This window comes from Burkholderia multivorans ATCC BAA-247 (assembly GCF_000959525.1).
Classification (GTDB): Bacteria; Pseudomonadota; Gammaproteobacteria; order Burkholderiales; family Burkholderiaceae; genus Burkholderia; species Burkholderia multivorans.
In genome coordinates, this window is the sequence record NZ_CP009832.1 from 1,473,906 (window position 1) to 1,499,822 (window position 25,917).

27 protein-coding genes, 1 tRNA gene and 2 pseudogenes are annotated in these 25,917 nt (G+C 65.1%); 9 read left to right on the forward strand and 21 right to left on the reverse strand.

The window, feature by feature from the left end:
- Positions 1 to 44: 44 nt before the first annotated feature.
- The gene (ppk1, locus tag NP80_RS19320) at positions 45 to 2,108 is read right to left on the reverse strand and encodes a polyphosphate kinase 1 (RefSeq protein WP_006401035.1); all 2,064 of its coding nucleotides are present in this window, start codon (positions 2,106 to 2,108) and stop codon (positions 45 to 47) included.
- Positions 2,109 to 2,383: 275 nt separating this feature from the next.
- Between ppk1 and ppx the strand changes: the two genes are divergently transcribed.
- On the forward strand, positions 2,384 to 3,898 hold the full coding sequence (gene ppx, locus NP80_RS19325; RefSeq protein WP_006411726.1) for an exopolyphosphatase: 1,515 nt from the start codon (positions 2,384 to 2,386) through the stop codon (positions 3,896 to 3,898).
- 25 nt (positions 3,899 to 3,923) lie between these two features.
- Here ppx and NP80_RS19330 read toward each other — a convergent pair whose 3' ends face one another.
- The 11 genes from NP80_RS19330 to NP80_RS19380 form a co-directional block, all read right to left on the reverse strand.
- Positions 3,924 to 4,355 (reverse strand): hypothetical protein, encoded by a 432-nt coding sequence (locus NP80_RS19330; RefSeq protein WP_006401032.1) that lies wholly within the window; start codon positions 4,353 to 4,355, stop codon positions 3,924 to 3,926.
- 167 nt (positions 4,356 to 4,522) lie between these two features.
- A complete protein-coding gene (locus NP80_RS19335) occupies positions 4,523 to 4,723 on the reverse strand; it encodes a hypothetical protein (protein WP_006401031.1) in 201 nt (66 codons plus the stop codon).
- 173 nt (positions 4,724 to 4,896) lie between these two features.
- Positions 4,897 to 5,202, reverse strand: coding sequence for a DUF3331 domain-containing protein (locus NP80_RS19340; protein WP_006405085.1), 306 nt, complete (start codon positions 5,200 to 5,202; stop codon positions 4,897 to 4,899).
- Positions 5,203 to 5,536: 334 nt separating this feature from the next.
- The gene (locus tag NP80_RS19345; protein ID WP_006405084.1) at positions 5,537 to 6,439 is read right to left on the reverse strand and encodes an efflux RND transporter periplasmic adaptor subunit; all 903 of its coding nucleotides are present in this window, start codon (positions 6,437 to 6,439) and stop codon (positions 5,537 to 5,539) included.
- 26 nt (positions 6,440 to 6,465) lie between these two features.
- Positions 6,466 to 6,666, reverse strand: a complete 201-nt coding sequence (locus NP80_RS19350) for a DUF1656 domain-containing protein (protein ID WP_006401027.1) — start codon at positions 6,664 to 6,666, stop codon at positions 6,466 to 6,468.
- Positions 6,656 to 8,128 (reverse strand): efflux transporter outer membrane subunit, encoded by a 1,473-nt coding sequence (locus tag NP80_RS19355; RefSeq protein WP_045594342.1) that lies wholly within the window; start codon positions 8,126 to 8,128, stop codon positions 6,656 to 6,658. The genes NP80_RS19350 and NP80_RS19355 overlap by 11 nt, the downstream gene beginning before the upstream one ends.
- A gap of 53 nt (positions 8,129 to 8,181) precedes the next feature.
- Entirely contained in the window at positions 8,182 to 10,329 is a 2,148-nt protein-coding gene (locus NP80_RS19360) for an FUSC family protein (protein ID WP_006405082.1), read from the reverse strand.
- A 5-nt stretch (positions 10,330 to 10,334) separates the two neighbouring features.
- Positions 10,335 to 11,288 (reverse strand): LysR family transcriptional regulator, encoded by a 954-nt coding sequence (locus NP80_RS19365; RefSeq protein ID WP_006405081.1) that lies wholly within the window; start codon positions 11,286 to 11,288, stop codon positions 10,335 to 10,337.
- 239 nt (positions 11,289 to 11,527) lie between these two features.
- Positions 11,528 to 11,821: a putative quinol monooxygenase gene (locus NP80_RS19370; RefSeq protein ID WP_006401023.1), complete on the reverse strand. Its 294-nt coding sequence runs from the start codon at positions 11,819 to 11,821 to the stop codon at positions 11,528 to 11,530.
- A 48-nt stretch (positions 11,822 to 11,869) separates the two neighbouring features.
- Complete coding sequence (locus NP80_RS19375) at positions 11,870 to 12,256, reverse strand: DoxX family protein (RefSeq protein ID WP_006401022.1); 387 nt, start codon at positions 12,254 to 12,256, stop codon at positions 11,870 to 11,872.
- Between the two features lie 133 nt (positions 12,257 to 12,389).
- On the reverse strand, positions 12,390 to 13,028 hold the full coding sequence (locus NP80_RS19380) for a hydrolase (protein ID WP_006401021.1): 639 nt from the start codon (positions 13,026 to 13,028) through the stop codon (positions 12,390 to 12,392).
- 419 nt (positions 13,029 to 13,447) lie between these two features.
- Between NP80_RS19380 and NP80_RS30980 the strand changes: the two genes are divergently transcribed.
- The 3 genes from NP80_RS30980 to NP80_RS19390 all read left to right on the forward strand — a co-directional run bounded on the left by NP80_RS30980 (position 13,448) and on the right by NP80_RS19390 (position 15,610).
- On the forward strand, positions 13,448 to 13,729 hold the full coding sequence (locus tag NP80_RS30980) for a hypothetical protein (protein ID WP_140401373.1): 282 nt from the start codon (positions 13,448 to 13,450) through the stop codon (positions 13,727 to 13,729).
- A gap of 327 nt (positions 13,730 to 14,056) precedes the next feature.
- Positions 14,057 to 15,460 carry an L-lactate MFS transporter gene (locus NP80_RS19385; protein WP_006405079.1) on the forward strand — a complete coding sequence of 468 codons (1,404 nt, stop codon included), beginning with the start codon at positions 14,057 to 14,059 and terminating at the stop codon, positions 15,458 to 15,460.
- Between the two features lie 18 nt (positions 15,461 to 15,478).
- A complete protein-coding gene (locus NP80_RS19390; RefSeq protein ID WP_006401017.1) occupies positions 15,479 to 15,610 on the forward strand; it encodes an MFS transporter small subunit in 132 nt (43 codons plus the stop codon).
- 172 nt (positions 15,611 to 15,782) lie between these two features.
- On the opposite strand, the gene NP80_RS30010 is transcribed toward NP80_RS19390, so the two are convergent.
- From NP80_RS30010 to NP80_RS19400, 4 genes are all read right to left on the reverse strand, one after another.
- On the reverse strand, positions 15,783 to 16,004 hold the full coding sequence (locus tag NP80_RS30010; RefSeq protein ID WP_006401015.1) for a hypothetical protein: 222 nt from the start codon (positions 16,002 to 16,004) through the stop codon (positions 15,783 to 15,785).
- Between the two features lie 121 nt (positions 16,005 to 16,125).
- Positions 16,126 to 16,365 carry a putative zinc-binding metallopeptidase gene (locus NP80_RS30015; RefSeq protein WP_100085603.1) on the reverse strand — a complete coding sequence of 80 codons (240 nt, stop codon included), beginning with the start codon at positions 16,363 to 16,365 and terminating at the stop codon, positions 16,126 to 16,128.
- Between the two features lie 66 nt (positions 16,366 to 16,431).
- Positions 16,432 to 16,887 carry a hemerythrin domain-containing protein gene (locus tag NP80_RS19395; RefSeq protein WP_006405076.1) on the reverse strand — a complete coding sequence of 152 codons (456 nt, stop codon included), beginning with the start codon at positions 16,885 to 16,887 and terminating at the stop codon, positions 16,432 to 16,434.
- 58 nt (positions 16,888 to 16,945) lie between these two features.
- Entirely contained in the window at positions 16,946 to 19,051 is a 2,106-nt protein-coding gene (locus NP80_RS19400) for a catalase (RefSeq protein WP_035948187.1), read from the reverse strand.
- A gap of 659 nt (positions 19,052 to 19,710) precedes the next feature.
- On the opposite strand from NP80_RS19400, the gene NP80_RS19405 reads away from it, so the two are divergent.
- Entirely contained in the window at positions 19,711 to 19,842 is a 132-nt protein-coding gene (locus NP80_RS19405; RefSeq protein ID WP_035948185.1) for an entericidin A/B family lipoprotein, read from the forward strand.
- A 328-nt stretch (positions 19,843 to 20,170) separates the two neighbouring features.
- A complete protein-coding gene (locus tag NP80_RS19410) occupies positions 20,171 to 20,419 on the forward strand; it encodes a CsbD family protein (RefSeq protein WP_006401010.1) in 249 nt (82 codons plus the stop codon).
- A gap of 222 nt (positions 20,420 to 20,641) precedes the next feature.
- On the opposite strand, the pseudogene NP80_RS30020 reads toward NP80_RS19410, so the two are convergent.
- The 3 genes and pseudogenes from NP80_RS30020 to NP80_RS30990 form a co-directional block, all read right to left on the reverse strand.
- Positions 20,642 to 21,400 (reverse strand): annotated as a pseudogene (locus tag NP80_RS30020) (IS110-like element ISBcen8 family transposase); the annotation flags it as partial.
- A gap of 35 nt (positions 21,401 to 21,435) precedes the next feature.
- Complete coding sequence (locus NP80_RS19425) at positions 21,436 to 22,695, reverse strand: IS256 family transposase (protein WP_006409018.1); 1,260 nt, start codon at positions 22,693 to 22,695, stop codon at positions 21,436 to 21,438.
- Positions 22,696 to 22,751: 56 nt separating this feature from the next.
- Positions 22,752 to 22,970 (reverse strand): annotated as a pseudogene (locus NP80_RS30990) (IS110 family transposase); the annotation flags it as partial.
- Between the two features lie 277 nt (positions 22,971 to 23,247).
- Here NP80_RS30990 and NP80_RS19440 point away from each other — a divergent pair.
- The gene (locus tag NP80_RS19440; RefSeq protein ID WP_226823118.1) at positions 23,248 to 23,697 is read left to right on the forward strand and encodes a hypothetical protein; all 450 of its coding nucleotides are present in this window, start codon (positions 23,248 to 23,250) and stop codon (positions 23,695 to 23,697) included.
- Positions 23,698 to 23,766: 69 nt separating this feature from the next.
- On the opposite strand, the gene NP80_RS19445 is transcribed toward NP80_RS19440, so the two are convergent.
- Positions 23,767 to 23,843 (reverse strand) — tRNA-Pro (locus NP80_RS19445).
- A 159-nt stretch (positions 23,844 to 24,002) separates the two neighbouring features.
- On the opposite strand from NP80_RS19445, the gene NP80_RS19450 reads away from it, so the two are divergent.
- Positions 24,003 to 24,464 (forward strand): SixA phosphatase family protein, encoded by a 462-nt coding sequence (locus tag NP80_RS19450; RefSeq protein ID WP_006401004.1) that lies wholly within the window; start codon positions 24,003 to 24,005, stop codon positions 24,462 to 24,464.
- 149 nt (positions 24,465 to 24,613) lie between these two features.
- Positions 24,614 to 25,420: a GNAT family N-acetyltransferase gene (locus tag NP80_RS19455; RefSeq protein ID WP_006401003.1), complete on the forward strand. Its 807-nt coding sequence runs from the start codon at positions 24,614 to 24,616 to the stop codon at positions 25,418 to 25,420.
- 215 nt (positions 25,421 to 25,635) lie between these two features.
- Here NP80_RS19455 and NP80_RS31460 read toward each other — a convergent pair whose 3' ends face one another.
- Positions 25,636 to 25,806 carry a hypothetical protein gene (locus tag NP80_RS31460; RefSeq protein WP_006401002.1) on the reverse strand — a complete coding sequence of 57 codons (171 nt, stop codon included), beginning with the start codon at positions 25,804 to 25,806 and terminating at the stop codon, positions 25,636 to 25,638.
- Positions 25,807 to 25,917 lie beyond the last annotated feature (111 nt).

Genomic DNA, 25,917 nt, shown 5'->3' on the forward strand with positions numbered 1-25,917 from the left:
CCCGAGGGCTGCGTTTTTCATGGGCGTCGCTTCGCGCTACGCGATCACGAACAGAACTTCGCGAGCAGGCCGAGCTGCGCGTTGCGCACCGTCTTGCCGGCGCGGCGGCGACGGTAGTGACCGTCGCTTTGCATCTGCCACGCCGATTGATTGTCGCCGAGGCACACCGAGAGCCCTTCGGCGATCACGCGCCGCTTCAGCTTGCGCTCGCGGATCGGGAACGCGACTTCGACGCGGCGGAACAGATTGCGATCCATCCAGTCGGCGCTCGACAGATAGACGTGCTCGGCACCGTCGGCATGGAAGTAGTAGATCCGGTGATGCTCGAGGAAACGGCCGACGATCGAGCGCACCGTGATGTTTTCCGACAGCCCCGGCACGCCGGGCTTCAGCGCGCAGACGCCGCGCACGATCAGGTCGACCTTCACGCCGGCCTGCGACGCTTCGTACAGCGCCGCGATCACCGACGGCTCCAGCAGCGCATTCATCTTCGCGACGATGCGCGCGCGCTTGCCGGCGCGTGCGTTGTCGATCTCGGTGCGGATCGACTCGATGATGCGCGGATGCAGCGTGAACGGCGACTGCCAGAGCTCGTGCAGCGCCAGTTCGCCGCCGATGCCGGTCAGCTGCTGGAATACGTGGTGGACGTCCTCGCAGATCTTCTGGTCGGCCGTCATCAGCCCGAAGTCGGTGTACAACCGCGCGGTGCGCGGATGGTAGTTGCCGGTGCCGAGGTGCACGTAGCGGCGCAGCGTCGCCCTGCCGCCCTGCAGCACGCGCCGCACGATGAGCATCATCTTCGCGTGGCACTTGTGTCCGACGACGCCGTATACGACATGCGCGCCGACCGCTTCGAGCTGCGACGCCCAGTTGATGTTGGTTTCCTCGTCGAAGCGCGCGAGCAGCTCGACGACGACCGTCACTTCCTTGCCGTTGCGCGCGGCTTCCATCAGCGCGTCCATCAGCGGTGAATCGGTGCCGGTGCGATAGATCGTCTGCTTGATCGCGACGACGCTCGGATCGCGCGCGGCCTGCTGCAGCAGCTCGAGCACGGGCTGGAAGCTTTCGTACGGGTGATGCAGCAGGATGTCGCCTTCGTCGATCGCGTCGAACATCGTCGTCGCGTTCGCGATCGCCGGTGGAATCGATGCGGTAAACGGCGTGAACTTCAGGTCGGGCCGGTCGACGAGATCGGGAATCTGCATCAGCCGCACGAGGTTCACCGAGCCGATCACACGGTAACAGTCTTTCTCGCCGAGTCCGCTTTCCTCGAGCAGCCGCCGCACGATGTGCTGCGGCGTGTCGGCCGACACTTCGAGGCGCACCGCGTTGCCGAGATGGCGCGCCGGCAGTTCGCCCTGCAGCGCGACGCGCAGGTTCGTGATTTCGTCTTCGTCGACGAAGAGTTCGCTGTTGCGCGTGATGCGGAACTGGTTGCAGCTTTTCACGACGAGCTGCGGGAACAGTTCGCCGACGAAGCGCTGCATGAACGAGCTCAGCAGCACGAAGCCGTGCTCGAAGCCCGACAGCGCCTGCGGCATCTGCACGACGCGCGGCAGCGCGCGCGGCGCCTGCACGATACCCATCACGGCCTGGCGCCCGAATGCATCCCGGCCTTCGAGTTCGACGACGAAGTTCAGGCTCTTGTTCAGCACGCGCGGGAACGGGTGCGCGGGATCGAGGCCGATCGGGGTGAGCACGGGCAGCAGCTCGTCCAGGAAGTAGCGCCGCGCCCATTCGAGCTGCGCGTCGCTCCACGAGTCGCTGTTGTGGAAGTAGATGCCTTCCTGTTCGAGTGCGGGCAGCACGGTTTCGTGCAGCATCGTGTACTGCCGATGCACGAGCCGCTGCGCGCGCTCGACGACGAGGTCGTACGCGTGTTGCAGCGACATCCCGTCGGGCGTCATCGCGCCCGGGTTGTCGCGGATCTGTTCCTGAAGGCCGGCCATCCGGACTTCGAAAAATTCGTCGAGGTTGCTGCTCGTGATGCAGATGAAGCGCAGGCGCTCGAGCAGCGGGACTTGCGGATCGGCCGCCTGGGCCAGCACGCGCTCGTTGAAACCGAGGATGCCGAGTTCACGGTTGAGAAGCGGATAACGGACGGACATCGGCAATATAGGAGGCAGGTCGGGCGATGTTTCGAAAGGACGCTCGGAAACTCTCACGATTCGATGACGTGCTGATGACAAGACTAAATATATATCAGCAAAATATACGCCTGAAACGGGTGATATCGCGAATGTGCGGCGATATACGGTCGTATCGTGCGCATGTTCGCCGGGCGTGGCGCCCGAAAGCGTTCCACGCTTAAAATGTGCGCTTCGATCGACTGCTTCGCGGGCCGCACGGATGCCGCGAGCGAACGCGCACGGAGCCCCTTCTGATGGTTACAACTCCCCACTTGCTGGCTGCCGTGGATCTCGGCTCGAACAGCTTCCGGCTGATCGTCGGACGCGTCGAGGAGACGCCGGCGGGAAGCCAGATCTACCCTGTGGATGCGCTGCGCGAGCCGGTCCGGCTTGCCGCCGGGCTGTCGAGCGACAAACTGCTCGACCGCGCGTCCCAGGAGCGCGGCTGGGAGGCGCTCAAGCGGTTCGGCGAGCGCCTGCGCGATTTTCATCCCGATCATGTGCGGGCGGTCGCGACCAACACGCTGCGCGTCGCGAAGAATGCCGGCGAATTTCTCGTCGAGGCGGAAGCCGCGCTCGGTTTCCCGATCGAAGTGATCGCGGGCCGCGAAGAGGCGCGCCTGATCTATGCGGGCGCCGCGCACTCGGTGCCCGCGAGCGCCGGCAAGCGGCTCGTCGTCGACATCGGCGGCGGCTCGACCGAGTTCATCATCGGCTCGCACTACACGCCGCTCGTGATGGAGAGTCTGTACATCGGTTGCGTGAGCCACAGCCGCGCATTCTTTCCGGCCGGCAACGTCGACGAATACACGATGCGGCAGGCCGAACTCGCGGCGAAGCGCGAAATCCAGATCATTTCGAGCGAATACAAAAAGGCGGGCTGGGATCAGGCGATCGGCTCGTCGGGCACGGCGCGCGCGCTCGCCGAGCTCGTCGAGGCGAACGGCTTCAACGATCCGGGCATCACGCACGGAATCTCGCGCGGCGGCCTCGAGCGGCTCAAGCGCGCGCTGATCAAGGCCGAGAACGTGAACCGCCTGAAGCTGATCGCGCTGAAGCCCGATCGCGTGCCGGTGCTCGCCGGCGGTCTCGCGATCATGCTGGCCGTGTTCGAGGAACTGGGCGTCGACTACGTCGACACGACCGACGGCGCGCTGCGCCTCGGCGTGCTCTACGACCTGCTCGGCCGTACGCAGCACGAGGACATGCGCGCGGTCACCGTCGAAGGATTCACGCGCCGCTACGGCGTCGATCGCGCGCAGGCGGAACGAATCGCCGCGCTGGCGGTGCGCTTCTACGATCAGCTCGGCGAGCCGGACGACGAGCGGCGCGAAGAGTGCCGGACGTTCCTCGGCTGGGCCGCGGCGCTGCACGAGATCGGGCTGTCGATCTCGCACAGCGCATATCACAAGCATTCTGCGTATATCGCGAGCAATGCGGACATGCCCGGTTTCTCGCGCACCGATCAGGCGCGGCTGGCCGCCTTGGTGCTGGGCCATGCGGGTAAGCTCGGCAAGCTGTCGCAGGCGCGCGAAGTCGAGTGGCCGCTGCTGTTCTGTCTGCGGCTCGCGGCGCTGCTGTGCCGGCGCCGTACCGACGCCGGGCTGCCCGACATTTCGGTCGCGCAGATGAAGAAGGGCGGCTACGAAGTGCGGCTGCCGAGCGCGTGGGTCGAGCAGAATCCGCTCACCGATTACAGCCTCAGCCAGGAAGCGGCGGAATGGGAGAAGGTCGGTATTCCGTATCGCGTCGTCTATACGGGCGCATGACGGCCGCGGCGTCGGTGCCGGCCGCTCAGTCGGACGAGCAGACGATCGCGGTCAGGAACGGAAACGCCTGCTTGACCGTCGCATCGCTGCCGGCCTTGCGCACCGCCTCCTCGACGGCACTTTTCGTGCCGCGCACGACGACGCCGTATGCCCAGTCGCCGATCGGTGTGCCGTCGCCCGGGCGGAAGAGCGGATCGTTCGCCTGATAGCCGAGCACGACGTACACGCCGAAGCCGTAGGCCGTCAGCGGCCGGGCGGTGCGGAACGCATTCACCGAATTCGATTCGACGTGCATCGGCTCGCGCTGGATGTCGCCGGCCGCGAGCAGCGGCGCGACGAACTTGTGGCCGTTCGAATGGCAGTCGAGCGCGTCGTCGAGCGATTTGGCCGTCGCAGTGCCGGCCGTCGCGACGGCGAGCAGCGCGCCGAAGAGGGCGGTTCGGGTCGTTTTCTTCATGCGATTTTGACGGGGTTGGGTCGATATTATCGCGCGTTCGCCGTACCTGCGGCGGCCGGCGGTCATCGCCCGGTTGCCGCAAGGCCGTTGCGGTAGCAATCCTTGCGCCCGACGCGGCGTGCGCCCGCCATCGTCCGCCATCGCCCGTCATCGCGCCGGCGCGCGCATCAATGATCCTTGATCCGGACCGCGAAACCCGCGTCCTCGAACGCGACGACGAACTCCTCGGGAAACAACCACGAATCGACCGTCACGCGCGACGTCGCGCGGTCGATCTCGACCTTCGCATCGGGGTCCACGCGCCAGATTTCGTGTTCGACGGCCCGCGCGGCTTCGTCGTCGAGTGCATGATCCAGTAAGAATTCCATCGTTGCTCCTGTTTGTAAAAACGGCGTGGCGTCGCAGACCGGCGTTGCGCGTGGCCGTGGCCGCGCGGTGCGACACGCGATGATGAATACGATATAGACGATCGCCGCGCGCGATTAGCCGCAGGCTGCAGAACGGACTGTCGCATCCGCACGCGGCCGCACATCGCGCCGCATCAGCCGAACGCCGCGTCGAGCACGTCCGCTGCGATCATCGCAAGATGATTGCCCGGTCGAGGACGGCCGGTCGGGCGGTACACCGCATCGCCTTCGTCGATCGCGCGGCCCGAATACGCGCAGCGGCCCGCGCGCTTCGCGACCGCGCGCCGCCATTTCTGCTCGCCGTAATGACGACGGCCGCTTTCGACCCAGCGCACGAGCAGGCTTTCCGTCGAATATTCGAGAATCGTCACGTGGACTTCGCTGCGCGACGGCGATGCGATCGCGCGCGGCGCGACCCTGCAGGACGCTGCGCTCAGCATGAGCGGCTGCCGCCCGCTGCGCGGCAGTCGTCGGCGCGAGGCGAAGCCCGCACCGCCGACGGCATTCGACCGGAATCGTTGGGTCCGCAACGAAATCGGGACAGATACGCGTTGCTCGTTGCCATTCGTTGCCTCCCGTTGTCGAATGTGCGGCGCGGCGGCCGTGCTCGCGCGCTTCGCTCGTCCTGCGACGCAGCGACCGCGCGCCTGCACGATCCGGCCGACGTATACCAAGTGTAAGAGCGTATCCGCGCGTGCCGGAAGGCGTGCACTCGAGAACACGGTGTTTCCCGATCTCGAACGATGTGCGCGAACGCGCTCTTCGCTTCACGCTTCAGCGCGCGTCGATGCGGCGGCCCGGTCCGCGCTCGGGCGGCGCCGGGCGCAGCGTGACCGTGCAGGTCGTCCCCGCCGCGAGAAACTGCGCGGCCGGAACGTCGTCGAGACGAATGCGCACCGGCACGCGCTGCGCGAGACGCACCCACGTGAAGACCGGATTGACATCGGCGAGCAGCGTCGCGCCGGCCGGGTTGTCGCGATCGCTGATGCCGCGCGCGATGCTTTCGACGTGGCCGGTCAGCGGTGGGCCATCCCCCAGCAGCCGGATCTCGGCCGGATCGCCCACGCGCACCTGCGGCAGCTTGGTTTCCTCGAAATAGCCGTAGACCCAGTACGAATGCGCGTCGATCAGCGCGAGCCGCGCGACGCCCGCGCTCGCATAGTCGCCTGCATACAGGTTCAGGTTCGTGATATAGCCGTCGACCGGCGCGCGCACTTCGCTGCGTGCGAGATTGAGCCGCGCGACGTCGCGCGCGGCCCGTGCCGCCTGATAGTTCGCGAGCGCCTGCTTCGCCGCCGAACCTGCGTCCTCGCGCACTTCGGCGGACACGACCGCGCTGTCGAGCAGCGCGCGGCGCGACGCCTGTTGCCTGCGCATGTCGAGTTCGGCCTTGCGCAGCTCGACCTGCGCGTCCGCTTGCGCGAGCGCATAGCGAAAGCGTTCGGAATCGATGCGAAACAGCACGTCGCCGCGGCGGACCGCCTGATTGTCCGCGACCAGCACGTCGGTCACGATGCCCGATACGTCCGGCGCGATATTGACGACCTTGGCGCGCACGCGGCCGTCGCGGGTCCACGGTGCATACATGTAGCGGTTCCACAGCGCGTGGGCGAGCAGGATGGCGGCGACGAACAGCAGCAGGGTCGCCGCGACGCGAAAGCAGGTTTGGGAACGCATGTCGACTCGATACGTAAATAGGGTGCTCAGCGCGCGAACAGCAGCGCGACGCCGCAGAACAGGCACACGAACGCGGATACACGAAACAGCGCCGGATGCCACACGCGCCGGTACAGGCCCGCGCGCGCGAGCAGGCGATCGACGATCCGGAACGCGATCGCGCACGACACAAAGGCCGGCAGCAGGCCGGGAACGAGCAGCGACACGAACGGAATTTCAGCGAACATCGGAAGCTCCTTCTGGTGCGGTGGCGGCCGGTGCGGTAGGTGGCTCGACGCCGCCGCCGAGTGCCGCCATCAGCTGCGCCCATGCATCGAGCCGTGCGGCGCGCACGTCCGCCAGGCTTTGTTGCGCCTGCAACCGTTCGGTTTCCGTCGATAGCACGGTCAGGTAATCGGTCAGACCCGCGCGATAGCCTTGCATCGCATAGTCGACCGCGCGTCGCGCGGTGTCGGCCGACGCTTGGACGTCGGCCTGCTGTCGCGCGAGCGACTGCAGCGACTCGATGTGGTTAGCGACGTCGCGAAACGCGCCGAGCACCGCCTGGTTGTAGGTTTCGACCGCCACGTCGTAATCGGCGACGGCGGCGCCATAGCGGCCCTGCCGGCGCCCGCCGTCGAAGATCGGCAGCGAAATGGCCGCGCCGAAGCGGTGCGTCATCGCGTCGTTGTTCACGAGCGTGAAGAAGCCGCCGAACGCGGCGGAGGCGAGACCCGCACTCGCGATCAGGTCGATGTTCGGATAGAAGTCGGCTTTCGCTGCGCGCATCGCGCTCGACATCGATTCGATGCGCCAGCGTGCGGCGACGACGTCCGGCCGATGGCCCACGAGCTCGGCCGGCAGGTTCGCCGGCAGCGCGACCGGTACGTCGAGCCGCAGCGCCGGCCGCGCGAGCGGCGCGCCGGCGCCCGGCCCGCGGCCGGCGAGCACGGCAAGCTCGTTGCGCAGCACGGCGATCTGCCGATCGAGCGCCTCGATCTGCGCGCGCGTCGCGGCGATCGGCGTGCTCGCCTGCGTCAGCTCGAAACGGCTCGCGAGCCCCGCCCGCGCGCGTCGCTCGACGATGCCGACGATGTCCTGCTGGCGCTTCAGCGTCGCGAGCGCGACGTCGCGGTGATCGAACGTCTTCGCGAATACGATGTACGTGCGCACGACCGCGGTCTCGAGCATCAGGCGCGCCGCGCGCGCGTCCGCGGCGGCCGCTTGCACGTCGGCGAGCGCGCCTTCGTGTTCTGAGCGATGCTTGCCCCACAGATCGAGCGCATAGCGCAGATCGGCGCCGACCGAATTGTTCCAGACCGTGTTGCCGCCCGGCGGGCTCGGGCTCGCATAGCGCGCGAAGCGCGCGCGAGAGAAGTCCGCGTCGACCGCCGCGGACGGGTAGCGCGTCGCACCGGCGATTCGCGCGAGTTCGACGAAGCGGTCCGCACGCGCTTGCGCGACGCGAATCGCGGGGTTGCCGGCGATCGCGTCCGCGACGAGCGTGTCGAGCTGCGGGTCGCGCCACGCGCGCCACCAGCCGTCGCGCGGCCACGCGGTGCCCGACGCCGACGTCGCAAGGCCGCTCGCGACCGTTGCGGGATCGACGCGCGTCGCGCGCGGTGCGCGATCGCCCGGCGTCGCGCACGCCGCGAGCACCAGCGCCCCGAGCGAGGCGGCGGCGCGTAAGGCGCGTACGGCGCGCGTCATACGCGCGTGCGGTACGAGCGCCGTTGCGTTACGTTCGGAATCGGTCGCGCAGCTCATCGCGCGTCGGGCTGCATCGGCAGCGGGATCAGGTTGCATCGCAGCGAAACCAGCAGGAAATTCACGCAGTGGCGCAGGCGGGGCGCCGCGTCGCGACCGAGTGCCGCGAGCGCATCGACCGCCGCCTGCTCGGCCGCGCGCAGCGCATCGGTCGACGGTTGCGCGAACAGTCGGGAAATCGACGCGCACAGCGCGCGTTCGTGCGCGGGCCACGCAGGCGGCGGCGACGGCGCGGCAGCGCTCGCGATGCGCAGATCGACGATGCTGCGGCCGATTTCGAGCGACGCGAACGTCCACGCGAACAGTTCGTGCTGGCCGAGCCGCCCGGTTGCCGGTCGTGCAGCGATTTGCAGCATGAAGTCGCGCACGCCGGCATCGAAGCGCGGCATCAGGCCCGTCAGTGCGCCGAAGCACGCATCGTCGGACACCAGGCGCCGCAATCCCCGCAGATAGCGCGTAGTCGCCCAGTCGCCCGCATACGGCGCGACGAGCGAATACGCGAGCGACGCGGCGACGATCCCGAGGATCGACGAGAAGCCCGCATCGAGCGTCGCCGTCGGCGCATAGACGCCCGGATTCATGATGTTGGTCAGGAAGCAGAAATAGATGCTGAAGCCGAGCCCGAACGCGGCAGTCTTCGGAAACGAGTTCAGATACGAGCCGAGCGCGACGAACAGCGCGAGCGCCGCGGCGAGCGGCGCGAAGCCGTCGAGGCGCGGCATCAGTGCGAAATCGAACGTCAGGCTCGCGAGCCACGCGGCGGTACAGCCGAGCGCGACCTGACGCGTCGCGGCCGCGGGTGCCGGCATGATGGAGTAGAGTGCGCTCGCGATCGTCGCGGAGACGACTGCGCCGGCTGCGCCGGTCCAGCCGGACACGATCCAGAACAGCGACACGGCGGAGACCGCGAGCGCCGCGCGCAAGCCAGCGGCGGCCGACACCATCCGGTTCGCCGTGGTCGCGATTCGCGCCGGGCGTACGCTGTCGGGCTGCGGCGCGGCCGGCGCATCCGGGTGCCGGCGCAGTGCGATGAAATCGGTCAGATACGCATGCAGGCTGCCGAGCGCCTGCCGCAGCAGGAACAGGCCCGTGATCGCGTCGCGCGCGACTACCGGATCGGGAAGCGTGCGCTCGAGCGTCGCATCGTCCGGAAGCGTGGCGAGCTCGCGGCCGAGCGCATCGGCAACCTGTTCGACAGCACGCAGCTCGAACGGCCGCGCCGGATCGTCGGGCGGCAGCACGCGCGCGGCCGATTCGCCCAGCGCGTCGAGGAACCGTGCGGTGCGTGCGTCGCCCGCGCGCGCGATCCGGTCGCGGTACTGGTGCAGCGCATGAAAGCGCGCGCTGGCGTCGAGGAATTCGCCGGCGAGGCGCGTCATGATGTCGTTGCGCGCGCGCAGGTCGGGATCTTCGAACACGGCCGCGCTTCGCAGGTTCTCGAGTTGTGCACGTGCCGCGATCAGCCGCAGATAGCGGCGGTTGCGCTCGTCGTCCGGTACGCGCTGCATCAGCGCGACGCGTACGAAGCCGACGAAATCCGCGTAGTGGTCTTCGCCGGTTTTCAGCAGCACCGCACGCACGTGGCGCGGCAGGAGCAGCGCGCTGACGAGGCCGGCCGACACGATGCCGATCGACACCTCGCTCAGCCCGGTGACGACGTTCGCGATGATATCGTACGGCCGGTCGATCGACGGAATCGCCGCGATGCAGGTCGCGTAGCCGGCCAGCACGAATCCGTACGACTGATAGTTGCGGAAGTATGCGGCGCCCCACGTGCAGCAGCCGATCCACAGCACCAGCGCGGACAGGAACAGCACGCGCTCCTGCGGAAACGCGCCGATCAGCACGAGCGCTGCGAGATTGCCGACCAGCATGCCGACGCCGCGATAGAAGCCGCGCGCCATCACCATGCCGCTGTGCTGGTGCATCATCAGAATGACGACGGTCACGAGTGCGGTGCGCGGCGATGCGAGTTCGATACGCATCGATACGCCAAGCGCGAGTACCGCGGCGAGCACCGTCTTCGCGACGTGAATCAGTCGCGCGCCATCCATGCGCCAGAATTCGCGCATCATCCCGCCGAGCGCGCGTGCGAAGCGCGACTCGGGACGATTCGACGACAGCGGTTGCGGAGCGCCGGCCATGATCGTTACGCAGGATCTTCGGACAGCATGTTGGCACGCCGCGCATCGCGCCCGTGTGGCGGTCGCAGCGGATCGAGCAACGCGACGCGCACGTGCTCGATGAACAGCTTCAGCTTGTTGCTGACAAACGGACTGCGCGCGTAGACCGCGTAGACGATCTCGTCCTGCGGTGACGCATCGGCGAGCACGCGCGCGAGGCGTCCGTCGCGCAGCGCGTCGTCGACGATGTAGCGCGGCAGCAGCGCGATGCCGACGCCGTGGATCGCGGCGTCGCACAGCGTTTCGCCGTTGTTCGACAGGAATGCGCTCGTCGGATTGATCGCGCGCGGCTTGCCGTGGCCGTCCGGTGCGGCGAACGACCACGTCGCGGACGGGGCAGCCGTGCTGTAGTTCAGGCAGCGATGCTTGAGCAACTGGTCGATCGATTTCGGCTCGCCGTGCTTCGCGATGTATTCCGGGCTGCAGACGATCACGCGCTCGCACGACCCGATGCGGCGCGCGATCAGTGCGCTGTCCGGCAGGCGCGCGGAGCGGATCGCGACGTCGAACCGCTCGACGTCGAGATTGACGATCCGGTCGTCGGTCTCGAGCGTGACGCGCAGCGGCGGATGCGAGGCCGCGAATGCGGCGATCGCTGAACCGAGCCAGCGGCGCGTGAGGCTCACCGGCGCCGTCACGCGCAGTTCGCCGCATACGCCGTGCGCGCGTTCGGCGATCGCTTCGGACACGTCGACGAGCTGCCGCATCGCTTGCGATGCGACCTGATAGAAGGCTCGACCGGCTTCGGTCGGTATGACGTTGCGTGTGGAGCGCATCAGCAACTGAACGCCGAGCGTGCGTTCGAGATCGCTGATGCGTTTGCTGACGACGGATTTGGACAGGCCGAGCCGACGCGCGGAGTCGGTGATGCTCTGCCGCTCGACTGCGAACAGGAAGGCCTGGATATCGTCCATGTTCAAGGATGTCATGTTGCGTTGTGAGGGTCGTCGGACGCGAATCGGAAGCATGCGTATGCACCGATTCCGTACTGTCCGGATCGAATGCGCCCGGTTGCGTGGCAGGTCGGTTCCGATGACCTTCGCCGCATCGCGCAGCGGTGCGGCGGCGATACGGTGGTGAACGATCGATGGCGCCGCGGTGCGCGTGCGGCCTGCGCGGCGGCATCGTTGTTTGCGTGGTGCGCGGGGCGCGCGCGACGTCACGCGATCTGGCTCAGCCGGTACACGTCGACGTGTTCGACGGCATCCCAGTCGCGCGCCTGAAACGCCTGGATGTGCGGTCCCTCGTTGTGATGCCGTGCATGCGCGTCGGCGGTTTCCCAGCGTTCCACCAAAACGAGGCGGCGCGGATCGGCTTCGTCGAGCAGCAGCTCGTAGCGCAGATTGCCGGGCTCCTGCCGCGACGGTGCGACCAGCTCGGCGAGCCGCGTGCGCAGGCGTGCTTCCTGGCCCGGCTTCGCGTACAGCACGGCGACGATGTGAAGATGGCTCATGGTGTTGTCCTCGATGGCACCGGTGCGGCCGCGGGAATCGGCACGCGCTCAGAGATGGGCGGCCAGACGGCCGGGACCGGCGGCGATCAGCACCATGAAGCCGCCGATGATGCTGATGTGTTCGAGAAAGCCCGTCAGCATCAGCGTGCGCTGCGTGCCGCGCTGGTTCCAGAAGTCGTAGAACACGACAGCGGTCGCGAGCGTGAAGACGGCGAGCAGCGCGGACGCGACGGCGGTATGGAAGCCGATCATGATCGCGAAGCCGCACACGAGCTGCACGACGATCGTGCTCGCGAGCGCGAGACGCGGGAACGGCAGGTTCTTCGCACGCACTTCATCGAGACCGTGGTTGAAAAACAGGAATTTGTTGATTCCGCTCAGTACAAACATCAGCGCGATGAAGAAGCGGCCCGCGAACAACAGGTAATCGGCCATGAACTACTCGTGATCGGACGGAAGGAAAACGACGACGGCAGGCGCGGGTCGCCGGTGCATCGCCGGGTGCGATATGCGGTTGCGGCCGACGTGCGGACGCGCAACCGCGTGGGACGGCCGAGGCTGTCGCCTGTCAGCTCTTGTCGTACGAGAACTGGATGCCGGCCGTGCCGCCGGTTTCGATGAACAGGTTCATGAACGCCGGCACCGTTTCGCTGCGAGCCCAGTCGCGCTGCAGTTCGCAGAACAATTGCGCGACGCTGATCATCTTGCCGCCTGCCTGTTCGATGCGGCGCAGCGCGGCCTCGTGTGCGGCGACCGACGTGCCGCCAACCGCGTCTACGACCACGTACACTTCGTAGCCCTCCTTCAGTGCGTCGAGCGCCGGGAAGGTCAGGCACGCTTCGGTCCACAGCGCGGTCATGATCAGTTTCTTGCGGCCGGTGGCTTCGACGGCCTTGCGGAACTCGACGTCTTCCCACGAATTGATGCTCGTACGGTCGTACGTCGGGATACCTTCGAGCGCCGCGCGCAGTTGCGGGATCGGCGGCTTGTTCAGACCGGTCTTCACGTTGACGGTCGAGTGAATGATCGGCAGCTTGTACGCGATTGCTGCCTTCGATGCGCCGACGATATTGTTAATCAGCAGTTGTCGATCCATCGATGCGATCGAATTGACCTGGACCGGTTGGTAATCGATGACGATGAACGCCGCATTCTGCGGGGTGAGCAGGTGATCGTTCGCGGGGTCGCGAATCGGTTCGCTTGCCATGGTTTTCTCCAGTTCAGGGTGGGTGGAGGGTCGGGAGTGGCTCGCGCCGGCCCGTTATGCGTGCGAGGCGAGGCATCTCCGTGTCGGCGCGAGGTTGACGCGGTCCGGACGCGCAGGGCGCGAAACCGGTGCCCGATGCGTCGCCGGATCGGAACCTTACCGGCGACTGACGTTAGCTTATGCGATTCGCCGTGCGGTGCGTAGCACACGTATCGAGAACATTGTGTTCTGGTTCATCGAACGGGGCGGCTCTCGCGCGCGGCGTGCACGCGTACCGTCGTCGCGGCACGCGTGTGGTAAGGAAGCCTGATGGCTGCGATCGCGCAAGCGATGCGCTCTGACGCGGTGCAGCAGCATGAGGGCGATGGCCGGTTGCGATCGAAAGCGATCGGCATGACGCCTGCGTGTCGGCGTTGCCGTTGTTCGATGCGCAGGCGAGTGCGTGTGTTCGCGTCGTCGGTTGGTCATCGACGAGCATCGGTGACGGCATCAATGCCGAGCCCGGTTGTCGACGTGCGATGAGCCGTGGCCAAGAGGGTGGCGGACGCAATGCGCGGACTTTCGCTGCCGTGCCGGGCGCAACGCTTTCTTTGTCCGCCGCGCGCGATATGGTGCCGACGACGGAGAAGATCGACGTCGGCTTTCGACGTCCGCTTCGCGTCGATGACGACGCACGGGACGGAAAGCATTTCGTAATTTAGCGGGCGGCATCGATCACGCTTATCGCGCGTCCGTCACGCCGCGTGGGCCGCCCGCGCCACCCCAGCCTGCGCGCATGGGGTGCGTCCGCGCCCGCTGCGCTGTCGGCGCCGGCGAAATAGGAGAAAAAATAACATATTGAACATGCTGTTCATATGAACTAATTTCTCGAAAGCCGATACCAAAGCGGCCGGCGGAGCGACCCCGCATCCCATTGCATATGAGCGCCAATTGCATATAAGCGGCGCTCGTGCGGCGGCCGGGGCACCGGGTCGAAACGCCGACATACAAAACGGATCGCGTCGCGATCCCCACAGGAGACACCACTGATGAGCAGCGTTATCGATCCAGGCGCCCGTGCGGGCGCCGCGCCGTTTTTTTCGAAGGAAGCGACCATCGCGCAGCCGGGGTTTTCGCGCTGGATGGTGCCGCCCGCCGCGCTGGCCGTCCATCTGTGCATCGGGCAGGCCTATGCGTTCTCGGTCTTCAACGGCCCGCTCACGAAAGTCATCGGCATCACGGAATCCGCGCCTGACGATTGGTCGCTGACCACGCTCGGCTGGATCTTCTCGCTCGCGATCTTCTTCCTCGGACTGTCCGCGGCATTCGCCGGCAAGTGGCTCGAACGCGTCGGCCCGCGCCGCACGATGTTTACCGCCGCCTGCTGCTTCGGCGGCGGCTTCCTGATTTCCGCGCTCGGCGTGAAGCTGCACCAGATCATGCTGCTGTACCTCGGCTACGGCGTAGTGGGCGGCATCGGGCTCGGGCTCGGCTACGTGTCGCCGGTGTCGACGCTGATCCGCTGGTTTCCCGACCGCCGCGGGATGGCGACCGGGATGGCGATCATGGGCTTCGGCGGCGGTGCGATGATCGCCGCGCCGATGTCGGTCGCGCTGATGAATCACTTCAAGACCGCGACGAGCGTCGGCGTGGCCGAGACGTTCGTCGTGCTCGGCATCGCGTACTTCATCTCGATGTCGATCGGCGCGCTCGCGATCCGCGTGCCGGCCGCCGGCTGGAAGCCGGCAGGCTGGACGCCGCCTGCCGTGACGAAGCACAAGATGATCACGTCGAATCACGTGCACATCGACGAAGCGCTGAAGACGCCGCAGTTCTACCTGATCTGGCTCGTGCTGTTCCTGAACGTGACGGCCGGGATCGGCATCATCGGGCAGGCATCGGTGATGATTCAGGAGAGTTTCAAGGGCGCCGTGAGCGCGGCGGCCGCCGCCGGCTTCGTCGGGCTGCTGTCGCTGTTCAACATGGGCGGGCGCTTCGTGTGGGCGTCGGCATCCGATTGGGTCGGACGCAAGAACACGTACTTCATCTTCTTCGCGTTCGGTGCGGTGCTGTATTTCTGCGCGCCGCTGTTCGCGTCGTCCGGTCAGATCGCGCTGTTCGTGCTCGCGTTCTGTCTGATCCTGTCGATGTACGGCGGCGGTTTTTCGACCGTGCCCGCGTATCTCGCCGACATGTTCGGCACGGCGTACGTCGGCGGCATTCACGGCCGGCTGCTGACCGCGTGGGCCGCCGCCGGCATCGCGGGGCCCGTGCTCGTCAACTACATCCGCGCATATGAAGTCGCGCACGGCGTCGTGAAGGCCGACGCATACACGATGACGGTGCACATCATGGCATCGCTGCTCGTGATCGGCTTTATCTGCAACCTGTTCGTCACGCGCGTGAACGAACGCCATCACATGACCGACGCGCAGCTCGACGCCGGCAAGTAAAACGAGGAGACACGAAACATGAACGAGACCGTTGCTGCCGCTCGGCCGACCAACAAGGCGTTGCTCGCGGTGTTCTGGTTATATGTGCTGATTCCGCTTGCGTGGGGTGTCGTGAATACGCTCGCGACGGCGATGAAGCTGTTCGAGTGAAGGCGGGAATTGCGCGCGTGCCCGGTGCGGCACGCGTGCTGGGTCTAATTTCGCCATCTGGCTTCTATTGCGTAAAGAAGCCCGAGTTCGGTGCGGGTGGCGCCGAGAAGGAATTCCTGTGACCGCTCGAGTTTTGCGTCACAGCGGCTACGAACATCCCGACTGTGCGCTGTCACTGCCCCGATGCCGCCGCCGCGCTTGCTGCCTTGGCCTTTTTCGCTGCCTGATGATGGCCGATGGCGCAGCCTGCCGCCGCGCCTACCGCACCGTGATGACCTGCGACGTGGCCTGCGACGCCGCCGACTGCCGCGCCTTTCAAACATCCCGCTGCCTGTGCAGAAAAGGATGCGGCCATCAGAATGACACTCGTTGCTGCAATCGAAAGGATCTTCATCGTCAATACGCCTTATAAGGAAGTTTCATGCGCGAGCTCTGCCGCGCAGGTGTTTAGCGAAAATCACATACGCCAGCACGAATGGCAGCCGCATTCCGCATGCCCGTGCTGCGATGCTGCGCTAGGCCTGCTGAGCGCATCGGTCAGCGCGACCCGCCGTCGCATCAGATTGCGGAAGCTCGCCTCGTCGACGGATGTCTGATCCGATGATCCCGTGCCCCAAATCGCAGAGAAGCGTGCGATACCGTTCGCGCATCTTGGAGCGGATCCGTTCATGTGCCACGTCGTCGGCGTCGGCCAGGTTGGCGGCGATTCGACCGTTTGCGTGGCACAAACATCGGCTGTAATGGAAGGTGTGCATGCGAGCGGTCAGCGTCAACGAATAGGGTTGTCATTCATCCCACGCCACGACAAAACCGCGCGACCGCTACGCATCAGCGAGCGTCGCATGCATGCGAAGGTAGTCGTTCCGGTAGTGCTTCGCGAGCGCCGTCTTCTCGGATGCCCGCAGAATCTTTCCCGAGATCTGGAAGAATATCTTTTCCTCTTCTTTCAGATGATCGTGCAATTCGGCAGACAGTTTCCTGAGCGTCGCGAGCCACCCGCGCGAACCCGAATCGCGGCCGCGCAACTCGTCGACGATTTCGTCCATCCGGTGATGATCCGCGAGCGCATCGCGGGAGGGGTGGAGGCCGCGATCGTCCATCAGCATCGGCACATACAGGAAGCGTTCCTCGGCCGCTTCATGCGCACCGAGCTCGATGCGCAACTGTTCGAACAGCGCGCTGCGCACTTCACCGGGCTGCGACCGTAACAAGCGGCGCATCATTGAGCGCTGGATTTCGTGACTTTCGCGCAGTGCGTCGAATATCGTTTCCGCCATACGAGCCCCTTTATCTGATTCAAACGCCGAGGCCCCCGAAGAAGCCTCGGCATCGACATCACGCCAGCAGCCGAAGCTTCGGCTCGCGATCCCATTGACGCGTGGCGGCCGCTTCGAGAAATGCTCGCGTGTCGCTTGCCGCCACCACGCCCGCGTCCTCGACTATGCTGCCGGCGTTCAAAAGCGCCTGTCCGCCTTCGTCGCTGGCGATCGCCTTGAGGTGGCCGTATGCGTCGCGCACCCAGTCGACGGCTGCCGCCTCTTTCGCCAGTTGCTCGCCCGCAGCGGCGGACAGCAGCACCGCCACGGCGTCAAACACTACCGACGGCGTGCCGGCGAGTTGTCCGTCCGCGGCGATTCGACGACCGTCGCTGAGCTTGGCGCCGCCCACCTTCGGGGCGACGATCTTGACCGCCGCGCCAGCCGCTTCGACTGCCTTGCGCAGCGCGCCCAGCGTCGCGGCGTCGGTTCCGTCGTCGATCAGTATGCCGACGCAGCGGCCCTGCAGCGTGGGCTTCATCTTGCCGATCAGTTGCAGCGCGGGCGACGGCGGCATATCGATCGGCTCCACGGCGGCAGGCGGTGCAGGCGGCAGTGCGTCCAATCCCAGTCCGGCGGCGACCCGTTTCGCGAGGCTCTCGTCGATATGCCGAAGGTGGCCCACCACGGCCGTGCGTACGTGCTCGGTCTCGACCTTCGACAGTTCGAACACCAGCGCCGAAGCGAGATGCGCTTGCTCCGGCGCAGTCTGGCTGCGGTAGAACAACCGGGCCTGGCTATAGTGGTCGGCGAAGCTTTCCGCGCGCACGCGGCCCTTGGCCCCATCGTCCGCCTGCTGCGGGAAACTGCGAAAGCCGTGCGGCGTTTCGCGCGGACTGTCGGGCATCAGCGAACTCGGCTCGTAGTTCACGCGGCCCTTGGGCACGTGGACCTGCATGTGACCGTCCCGCTGCAGGTTCGCGAACGGGCACTTCGGCGCGTTGATCGGGATCTGATGGAAGTTCGGCGAGCCAAGCCGCGACAATTGAGTGTCGAGGTAGGAAAAGAGCCGCCCCTGTAGCAGTGGATCGTTGCTGAAGTCGATGCCGGGCACGATGTTAGCCGGGCAGAACGCGACCTGTTCGGTCTCGGCGAAGAAGTTGTCCGGCCAGCGGTCCAGCACCATGCGCCCGATGACGGTCAGCGGCACCAGTTCTTCCGGAATCAGCTTGGTCGGATCGAGATGGTCGAACGGGAATTTGGCGGCCTCTTCTTCGGTGAACAACTGCACCGCGAGCTCCCATTCCGGGTAATCGCCGCGCTGGATCGCCTCGAACAAGTCGCGCCGATGGAAATCCGGATCGGCGCCGGCGATTTTCACGGCCTCGTCCCACACGGTCGATTGCAGTCCGAGCTTCGGGCGCCAATGGAACTTCACGAACGTCGACTCCCCTTTGGCGTTGATCAGTCGGAAGCTGTGGATGCCGAATCCTTCGATCATGCGAAGCGAGCGCGGGATCGCGCGATCCGACATCGCCCACATGATCATGTGCATCGACTCGGGCGTCAGCGAGATGAAGTCCCAGAACGTATCGTGCGCGCTCGCTGCCTGCGGAAAGCCTCGGTCCGGTTCCATTTTGACCGCGTGAACGAGGTCGGGGAACTTCATCGCGTCCTGGATGAAGAACACGGGGATGTTGTTTCCGACGAGATCGAAGTTGCCTTCCGTCGTATAAAACTTGACCGCGAAACCGCGTACGTCGCGAGGCGTATCGATCGAGCCCGCACCGCCTGCGACGGTGGAGAAGCGCGTGAATACCGGCGTCTTCCGGTCGGTTTCGGTAAATAGCTTGGCGGTGGTGTAGCGGCTTAGCGAGCGCGTCAGCTCGAAGTAGCCGTGGGCCGCCGAGCCGCGCGCATGCACGATGCGTTCGGGAATCCGCTCGTGGTCGAAATGCGTGATCTTTTCGCGGAGGATGAAGTCCTCGAGCAATGTCGGACCGCGCGGGGTGGCGCGAAGGGAGTTCTGATTATCCGAGACCGGAACGCCCTGATTGGAAGTCAGAGGGGGATGTTTGCCGCCGGCCGTCTGATGCAATTCGTCTCCCGTTCCGAAATGGCTATCGCTGTTCTCGTTGTTCTTATTGGAACGTGTATCGGATCGACTCTTGGCTATCTTTGCCATGCGCAGCTCTCCTTGAATCGGGTTGTTGAAATAACCCATATTTAGATGAAAGCTGATTGAATATACATGGCCTCGCTTCGGTGAAACACCTGCAAATGCACTAGGTAGCCATATGGCACAAGCCGAAATTCGACTGGTGGAGTCTTGTGTCATTCAGACGCGGAGTCCCGGCCGGCGCGGTCGTATCGTCCGGCAGCAAGCGTTTCGCCGACGTCGCGCTTGTACCAGAGTCGCGTGTCAATGAGCTTGCGTTGACATTCAATATCGGACGCGCACGATCGGTCTGTGCCGAACACGCTGCCGCGATTCGGTATGGCAAATACAGGCGGATTGACGTCTGATTGCGGAGAGAATGGAGTCTCGCTTCATAAATTAAATAATTTCGAGAATTATTGTTCAAATATTGGTGTTAGGCCGATGTGCTATAAATAACGCGGCCTTCCGCGTCGCGCGTACGTCCGAGGAGGACAGCGAACGTACGTGTCTCGACGGTGGCATGGCGATGTTTCGTGTCGCGGCTGCCATGCGGCGCCGGCGCCAGATCGGCTGACGGGCACGTTACGTCCAGGCGTCGGCAGCGACGCATCGTCATGCCGTGGAAGGAAGGTGAAGCAGGTGGACGAAGTGCGACTGCAAATCACACTGACATGGAGAGGAAAATGGCAAAGATCGCAATGATGGTGTTGGCTCTGACCGTTGTGTTGACGGGCTGCAATACGATCGCTGGTGCCGGGCAGGATGTATCGGCCGGCGGTAAGGCCATTACGAACACGGCCGAACAGGCGAAGTGACAGACGCTGTACATCGGCTCGATTTGCCGATGATGCAGCGGATGTAGTGTTTCGGGCAGCGGCTCCGCGGGCCGCAGCCCGAACTGCCCGGAAAATTGCGGCCCCAGTTGCGCCGCCTCACCTCCTTCTACCTCGTCACTGACCGCAGCGGATTCCGCAGAGCGGGCGGCGATCGTGCAAATGCACTATCTGGGCTGGCGCATTTGAACATGATGCAGCGAGCCCGACGTCTTTACACTGCGATACGGGATGGCGATTGGCTCTCGCAATGGAACGAGCCGATGGCGTCCATGTATCCGGTTATCCTAAATAAACCAGGAGGTCGATCATGTTCGAAAAGACGACGGGCACGGTGCAAAAACTGGCGGGCAAGGCGCAGGAGGCGGTAGGCGACGTCACGGGCAGCGCCGATATGCAGTTGGACGGAGTGGCTCGCCAGGTGATCGGCGGCGTGCAGGAAACCTACGGCGAAGCGCTCGAACAGCTGCGCGACGTCACATCGCGCAACCCGCTCGCGACGCTGGCGGCGGTGGCCGCAGTGGGCTTCCTGATCGGCACGTTGTGGTCGAAGCGCTGATCGTCCGTAGAGAAGCGGCAGGCGCATGCGGGAGTCTTCAGGGGAGCTCGTCATGGGTTTGTTTTCGAGAGTCAGACGATGGCAGAACAGCGCCCACTTCTCCGCGGCGCGTCTGGTTGACTACGCCACGCTCGCAGCGATCGAGCTGGAAGTCGCGAGGAAGTCGTTCTTGCGCGACATGGTCCTTTATGCGGTCGTCGGACTGAGTAACCGTCTTCCGAGTCAAGCCCGATGAAGTGAATCGTCCCAAGGCGTGTTGGCTTTGACCATGGCATTGAGCATGGTTAGGAGCTTGCGCATGCAGGCAACAAGCGCGACCTTGGACAGTTTGCCGGCGGCCTCCAGGCGTTGATAGAAAGCTCTGATGGCGGGGTTGTAGCGTGTTGCAGTCAATGTAGCCATGTACAGCACGCGACGGATCGCGAAGCGGCCACCTTGAACCCGTCGTCGCCCATTACGTAAGCCGGAATCGCAAGCAATGGGAGCGACGCCAACGAGGGCTGCAATCTGACGGCGATTGAGCCGGCCCAATTCGGGCAGTTCTGCGATCAGGCAGGCGCTGGATACCGGGCCAATTCCATGTGTGGGCTGCAACAGGCGGTCGAGTTCACCGAAGTGCTGGCGTACATGAGCGACCATCTGAGCGTCGATGTCATCGAGTTGTGCCTGGATGGCGGCAATGATAGCCAGCAGACTTGGATGCAGACCAACCGGCGTGATCTGGAGCCGCTGTCGCTCCGAAAGGAGCATGGTGAGTAGTTGGCGCCGCGGGGTCACCAGTGCAGCCAGCCACTGCTGCCGCTCGTCGGGAACGGGACGTAGCAAGCGGGACAGATCGTCCCGACGCAGTAGCACGGAAGCCAGTTCGGCAAGCATACGTGCGTCGATGGCGTCGGTTTTGGCCAGACGTCCCATCGAGCGGGCAAAATCGCGTGCTTGCCGAGGGTTGACGACAGCGACCGGCAAACCCGCACCTTGGAGGTATCCGGAATTTCGTGTGTGAGGCGGGTTGAGATTCAGATTCCAATGTTGAATCGTTCCGGGTAAAGCAGCGCGAACTGGGTCATCGCGCTCTTCCAATCGTGCCGAGAGCCGGTCCACTTGGCCACGACGTTGCGCAGCGCCAGCCAGATCAGTTTGAGCGCGGCCTCGTCCGACGGGAAGTGGCCGCGCGCCTTGATGATCTTTCGAAGCTGCATGTGCAGCGACTCGATCGCGTTGGTCGTATATATAATTTTCCGGATGTCAGGCGCGAAGGCGTAGAACGGAATCACCTGATCCCAGGCCCGGCGCCAGAGCGCGGCAATCGGTGGGTATTTCGTACCCCACGGGCTCGTATCGAACGCGTCCAGCGCCACGGCGGCCGCTTCGGCCGACGGTGCCCGATAGACTTCTTTGAGCGCCGCCGCGACCGATTTCCGGTCCTTCCAACTGGCGAAGTCCAGCGAGTTCCGGATCAGATGCACGATGCAGGTCTGGACCGTCGTTTCCGGGAACACCGTGTTGATCGCTTCCGGGAAGCCCTTCAGGCCGTCGACCACGGCGATCAGAATGTCCTGCACGCCGCGCAGCTTCAGGTCGTTCACCACCCGCAGCCAGAACTTGGCGCCCTCGGTCTGCTCGATCCAAAGGCCGAGCACGTCACGTGTGCCGTCGCGGCGCACGCCCAGCGCCAGGTAGATCGCCTTGTTGCGCACCACGCCTTCGTCGCGGATCTTGACTCGCAAGGCGTCGAAGAACACGACCGGGTACATCGGCTCGAGCGGTCGCTGCTGCCATTCGCGCACTTCGTCGATCACGGCATCAGTCACCGTGCTGATGAAGTCCGGCGACACCTCGATGCCATACATGTCCAGCAGGAAGCCCTGAATCTCCCGCACGCTCATGCCGCGGGCATACATCGCGATGATCTTGTCGTCGAAGCCTGTGAAGCGTCGCTCGCCCTTGGCGATCAGTACCGGATCAAAGGTGCCTTCGCGGTCGCGCGGAATCTCGACGTCGAGCAGGTCATTGTCGGTTGCGATGCGCTTGCGGCTGGTGCCGTTGCGATGGTTCGTGCGGCCCGCCGGCTTGGCTTCGCCCTTCTCGTAGCCCAGGTGGTGGGTCAGTTCGCCGCCCAGCGCGCGCTCGAATATCGCCTTCTTCAGGGCCGCGAATTGCTCGTTGATCGTCGCCCGATCCAGCGTCCCGGGCACCAGTTGCTTGATGAGTTCCGGGTCCAGGTTCAATCCCTTGCCCGGTTCAATCGTCACTTCTTCCTTGCGTTTGCGTGGCATAAAGTGGCTCCTTGGCCATCAGTTTATGCCTCACACACAAAAGTTCGGATAGGCTCCGCACCTTGCAAGGCGCACGCCAGCTCGGTCTCGCAGCCACCGGTCGCCTCCATCACGACCAACTGCACGTTCAGCGGCTGAAGGGCAACAGCCAGGGCCGAGTGGCCCTCGGCATCGTTGTTGAATCGACGGATGTCCAGATTGGCACCCAGTACGGAAACATCGACGTGAGCTTTTGCGACGTCAATGCCGACCGTTACGGCACAAGGAGCAGACATGATCTTCGGATCCCATGCTTGTACATGCGCACTCGATGTAAATGGCGCGCGTAACCGTTCGGGCTTCAGGAAGACCAGCACGGCAACCGTGCGTTTTGTACTCAGTCACGGGCTCCAACACCCAAGCGCGCGGCAAACTGCACGGTCTCGTCTGGCTACCACCAGACTTTACCGTACTGGTCAGTACTGAACATACAAGCGCGACGTTCGGCCTCGCATTCGCGTGCATGGCGGCGATCGTCGCCGCAGTAAGGACGCCGTACCTGACCGAGACTGCGTGGGCCGTCGCCGCTTTCTGGATATTCGCGTCCATCGGTTCCTTCATCACCGTGCGCGTCAGCGCGCGACGCGGCACCTTGTCGATACTGAGAGAGGAATTGCAGCGCGACGTTCGGGCTATCAGGGAGAGTCTGGGATGAAGGCACGAGCGTCGGCCGATGCGCCGGAATCGCAGCGACGTGCGCTGCTCGCGCGGATGGCGGCGACGCGGGCTGAACTGTCCGCGTCGAACCACGTCGTCGGAATGACGGGGCAGATTTCCGGCGGCAGCGGTGCACGGCATGCCTTGATGCGGTTGCCGAGCCTCGGCGGATCGACCGGCGCGGCGATCGCGGTGGTGCTGGCGGGCTTCGCGGTTCTGGGGCCGCGGCGGCTTCTCGCGACGATCGTTCGTGCCGGCCTCGTTTCGCTGATCGGACGCATGGCGCGCGACGTCGTGGCGAAGTGAATGGCGCACACTCACGCCAGACAAAGAAAAAGGGGTTACACGCTTTTGCATGTAACCCCTTGATTCCTTTGGTCGGAGCGAAAGGATTCGAACCTTCGACCCTCTGATCCCAAATCAGATGCGCTACCAGGCTGCGCTACGCTCCGACGAATCGGCGATTCTATCGTCGAACGACGCAGCGGGTCAATCAAATCGTGCAAACGGCCGTCGTCGCGATGGAATCCCGTACAGGCGCTAAAGTACCGGCAGGACCGCATGATGCGCGATTCCCGCACAACGGCACCACCGATCGAAGGAGCGCAACGATGATGAACCTGATCCTATGGCGCCACGCCGAAGCCGAAGATTACGCCGCGAACGACCTCGCGCGGCAGCTCACCACACGCGGCCGCAAGGACGCGCAGACGATGGCGCGCTGGCTGCGCGGCCGGCTCGAGACGAATAGCGTGATCCTCGCGAGCCCGGCTGCGCGCACCGTGCAAACCGTCGAGGCGCTAACCGACCAGTACCGGACCGTCGACGCGCTCGCGCCCGACGCGAGCGTCGACGACGTGCTCGCCGCGGCCGGCTGGCCGGACGGCATCGCGCCGACCGTCATGATCGTCGGCCACCAGCCGACGCTCGGCAGCGTCGCGGCGCGGCTGATCGCCGACAGCGACGACAGCTGGAGCATCAAGAAGGGCGGAATCGTCTGGATCGCCAGCCGCTCGCGAGGCGGCGACCGTCAGGCGATCTTGCGCGCGGTGCTGTCGCCGGAACTCGTTTGAAGGGTTAGATCATACGGTTCTGCAAGCTTTCTGCTAAAGTCAATTCGGCGACACGTCATTGAACGGACACGGTCGTGCCACATAACGGTCATGGCTGGTTACTACATTGGCGGGCATGTCGTCCTCTTCCTTACGACCAGGAAAGCCTAATGCGAGAACTGCCGACGCCTACGCTCCCTTTTGCCTCGCTTCCCCTCGATTCGACGCGGCGCCATCTGCCGCGCGCTGCTGAAACCGTCACATCGGAGTACCGCCTGCGCGCCGCGTGGGCGCGCACGGAAGACGAACTGCGCGAAGCCCAGCGCCTGCGCTACAGCGTGTTCGCCGAAGAAATGGGCGCGCAGGTCAGCGGGCCCGCCGGTCTCGATGTCGACCCGTTCGACGCGTACTGCGACCATCTGCTGGTGCGCGATCTCGACACGCTGAAGGTCGTCGGCACGTATCGCGTGCTGCCGCCGCACGAGGCGGCCCGTGTCGGCCGCCTGTACGCGGAGGGCGAGTTCGATCTGTCGCGTCTCACCCACCTGCGCGGCAAGATGGTCGAGGTCGGCCGCTCGTGCGTGCACAGCGACTACCGCAGCGGCGCCGTGATCATGGCGCTGTGGGGCGGTCTCGGCGCGTACATGATGCAGAACGGCTACGAGACGATGCTCGGCTGCGCGAGTGTGTCGATGGCCGACGGCGGTCACTACGCGGCGAATCTCTACCAGTCGCTGCCGGCCAGCGCGCTGACCGCAACGGAATATCGCGCGTTCCCGCACACGCCGCTGCCCGTCGACGAGCTGCAGACGGGCACCGTCGTCGCGCCGCCGCCGCTGATCAAGGGCTACCTGCGCCTCGGCGCGAAGATCTGCGGCGCGCCCGCATGGGATCCCGACTTCAACTGCGCGGATTTCCTGACGCTGTTCCGACTGTCCGACATCAACGCGCGCTACGCGCGGCATTTCCTCGGCTGAGCGGACCCTGCGCGCGGCGCTCGTCCGTCGGGCGAGCGGGCGCGGACAAACGAACGCCGTCGCGCGGCAATGGCCCGCGCGACGGCGTTCGCGTATCGGTACGTCAGGCCGTAGGATCCGGCCCCTTATCTAAAGCGCACAAACGACGCGCACCGCGCGACGAAAGCGCGGAAGCGTTCCGCCGGCGCGGCGGACGGATCGGCGTGGCGGCTAGCCTAGTGCTTGCGCCGCCAGTCCAGCAGATGGTGTTCGGCCATCCAGTGATGGATCATCCCTTCGCCGCCGTGGCTGCGCTTGTATTCGCGCGATTCGAAATACGACAGCGCGGCAAGGACCATCAAGCCGATGAGCAGGCCGATCAGGCCGGCAATTTCTTCAGAGGACATGGCAGCCTCCTTTCTACGGCACAGCGCCATGGCTACATAGTAGGACATCGTGCGCGCGACCCGTAGGCCGGAAATCCGCTAGACTCGGCGGTCCGGCGCGCAGCGGGCGCG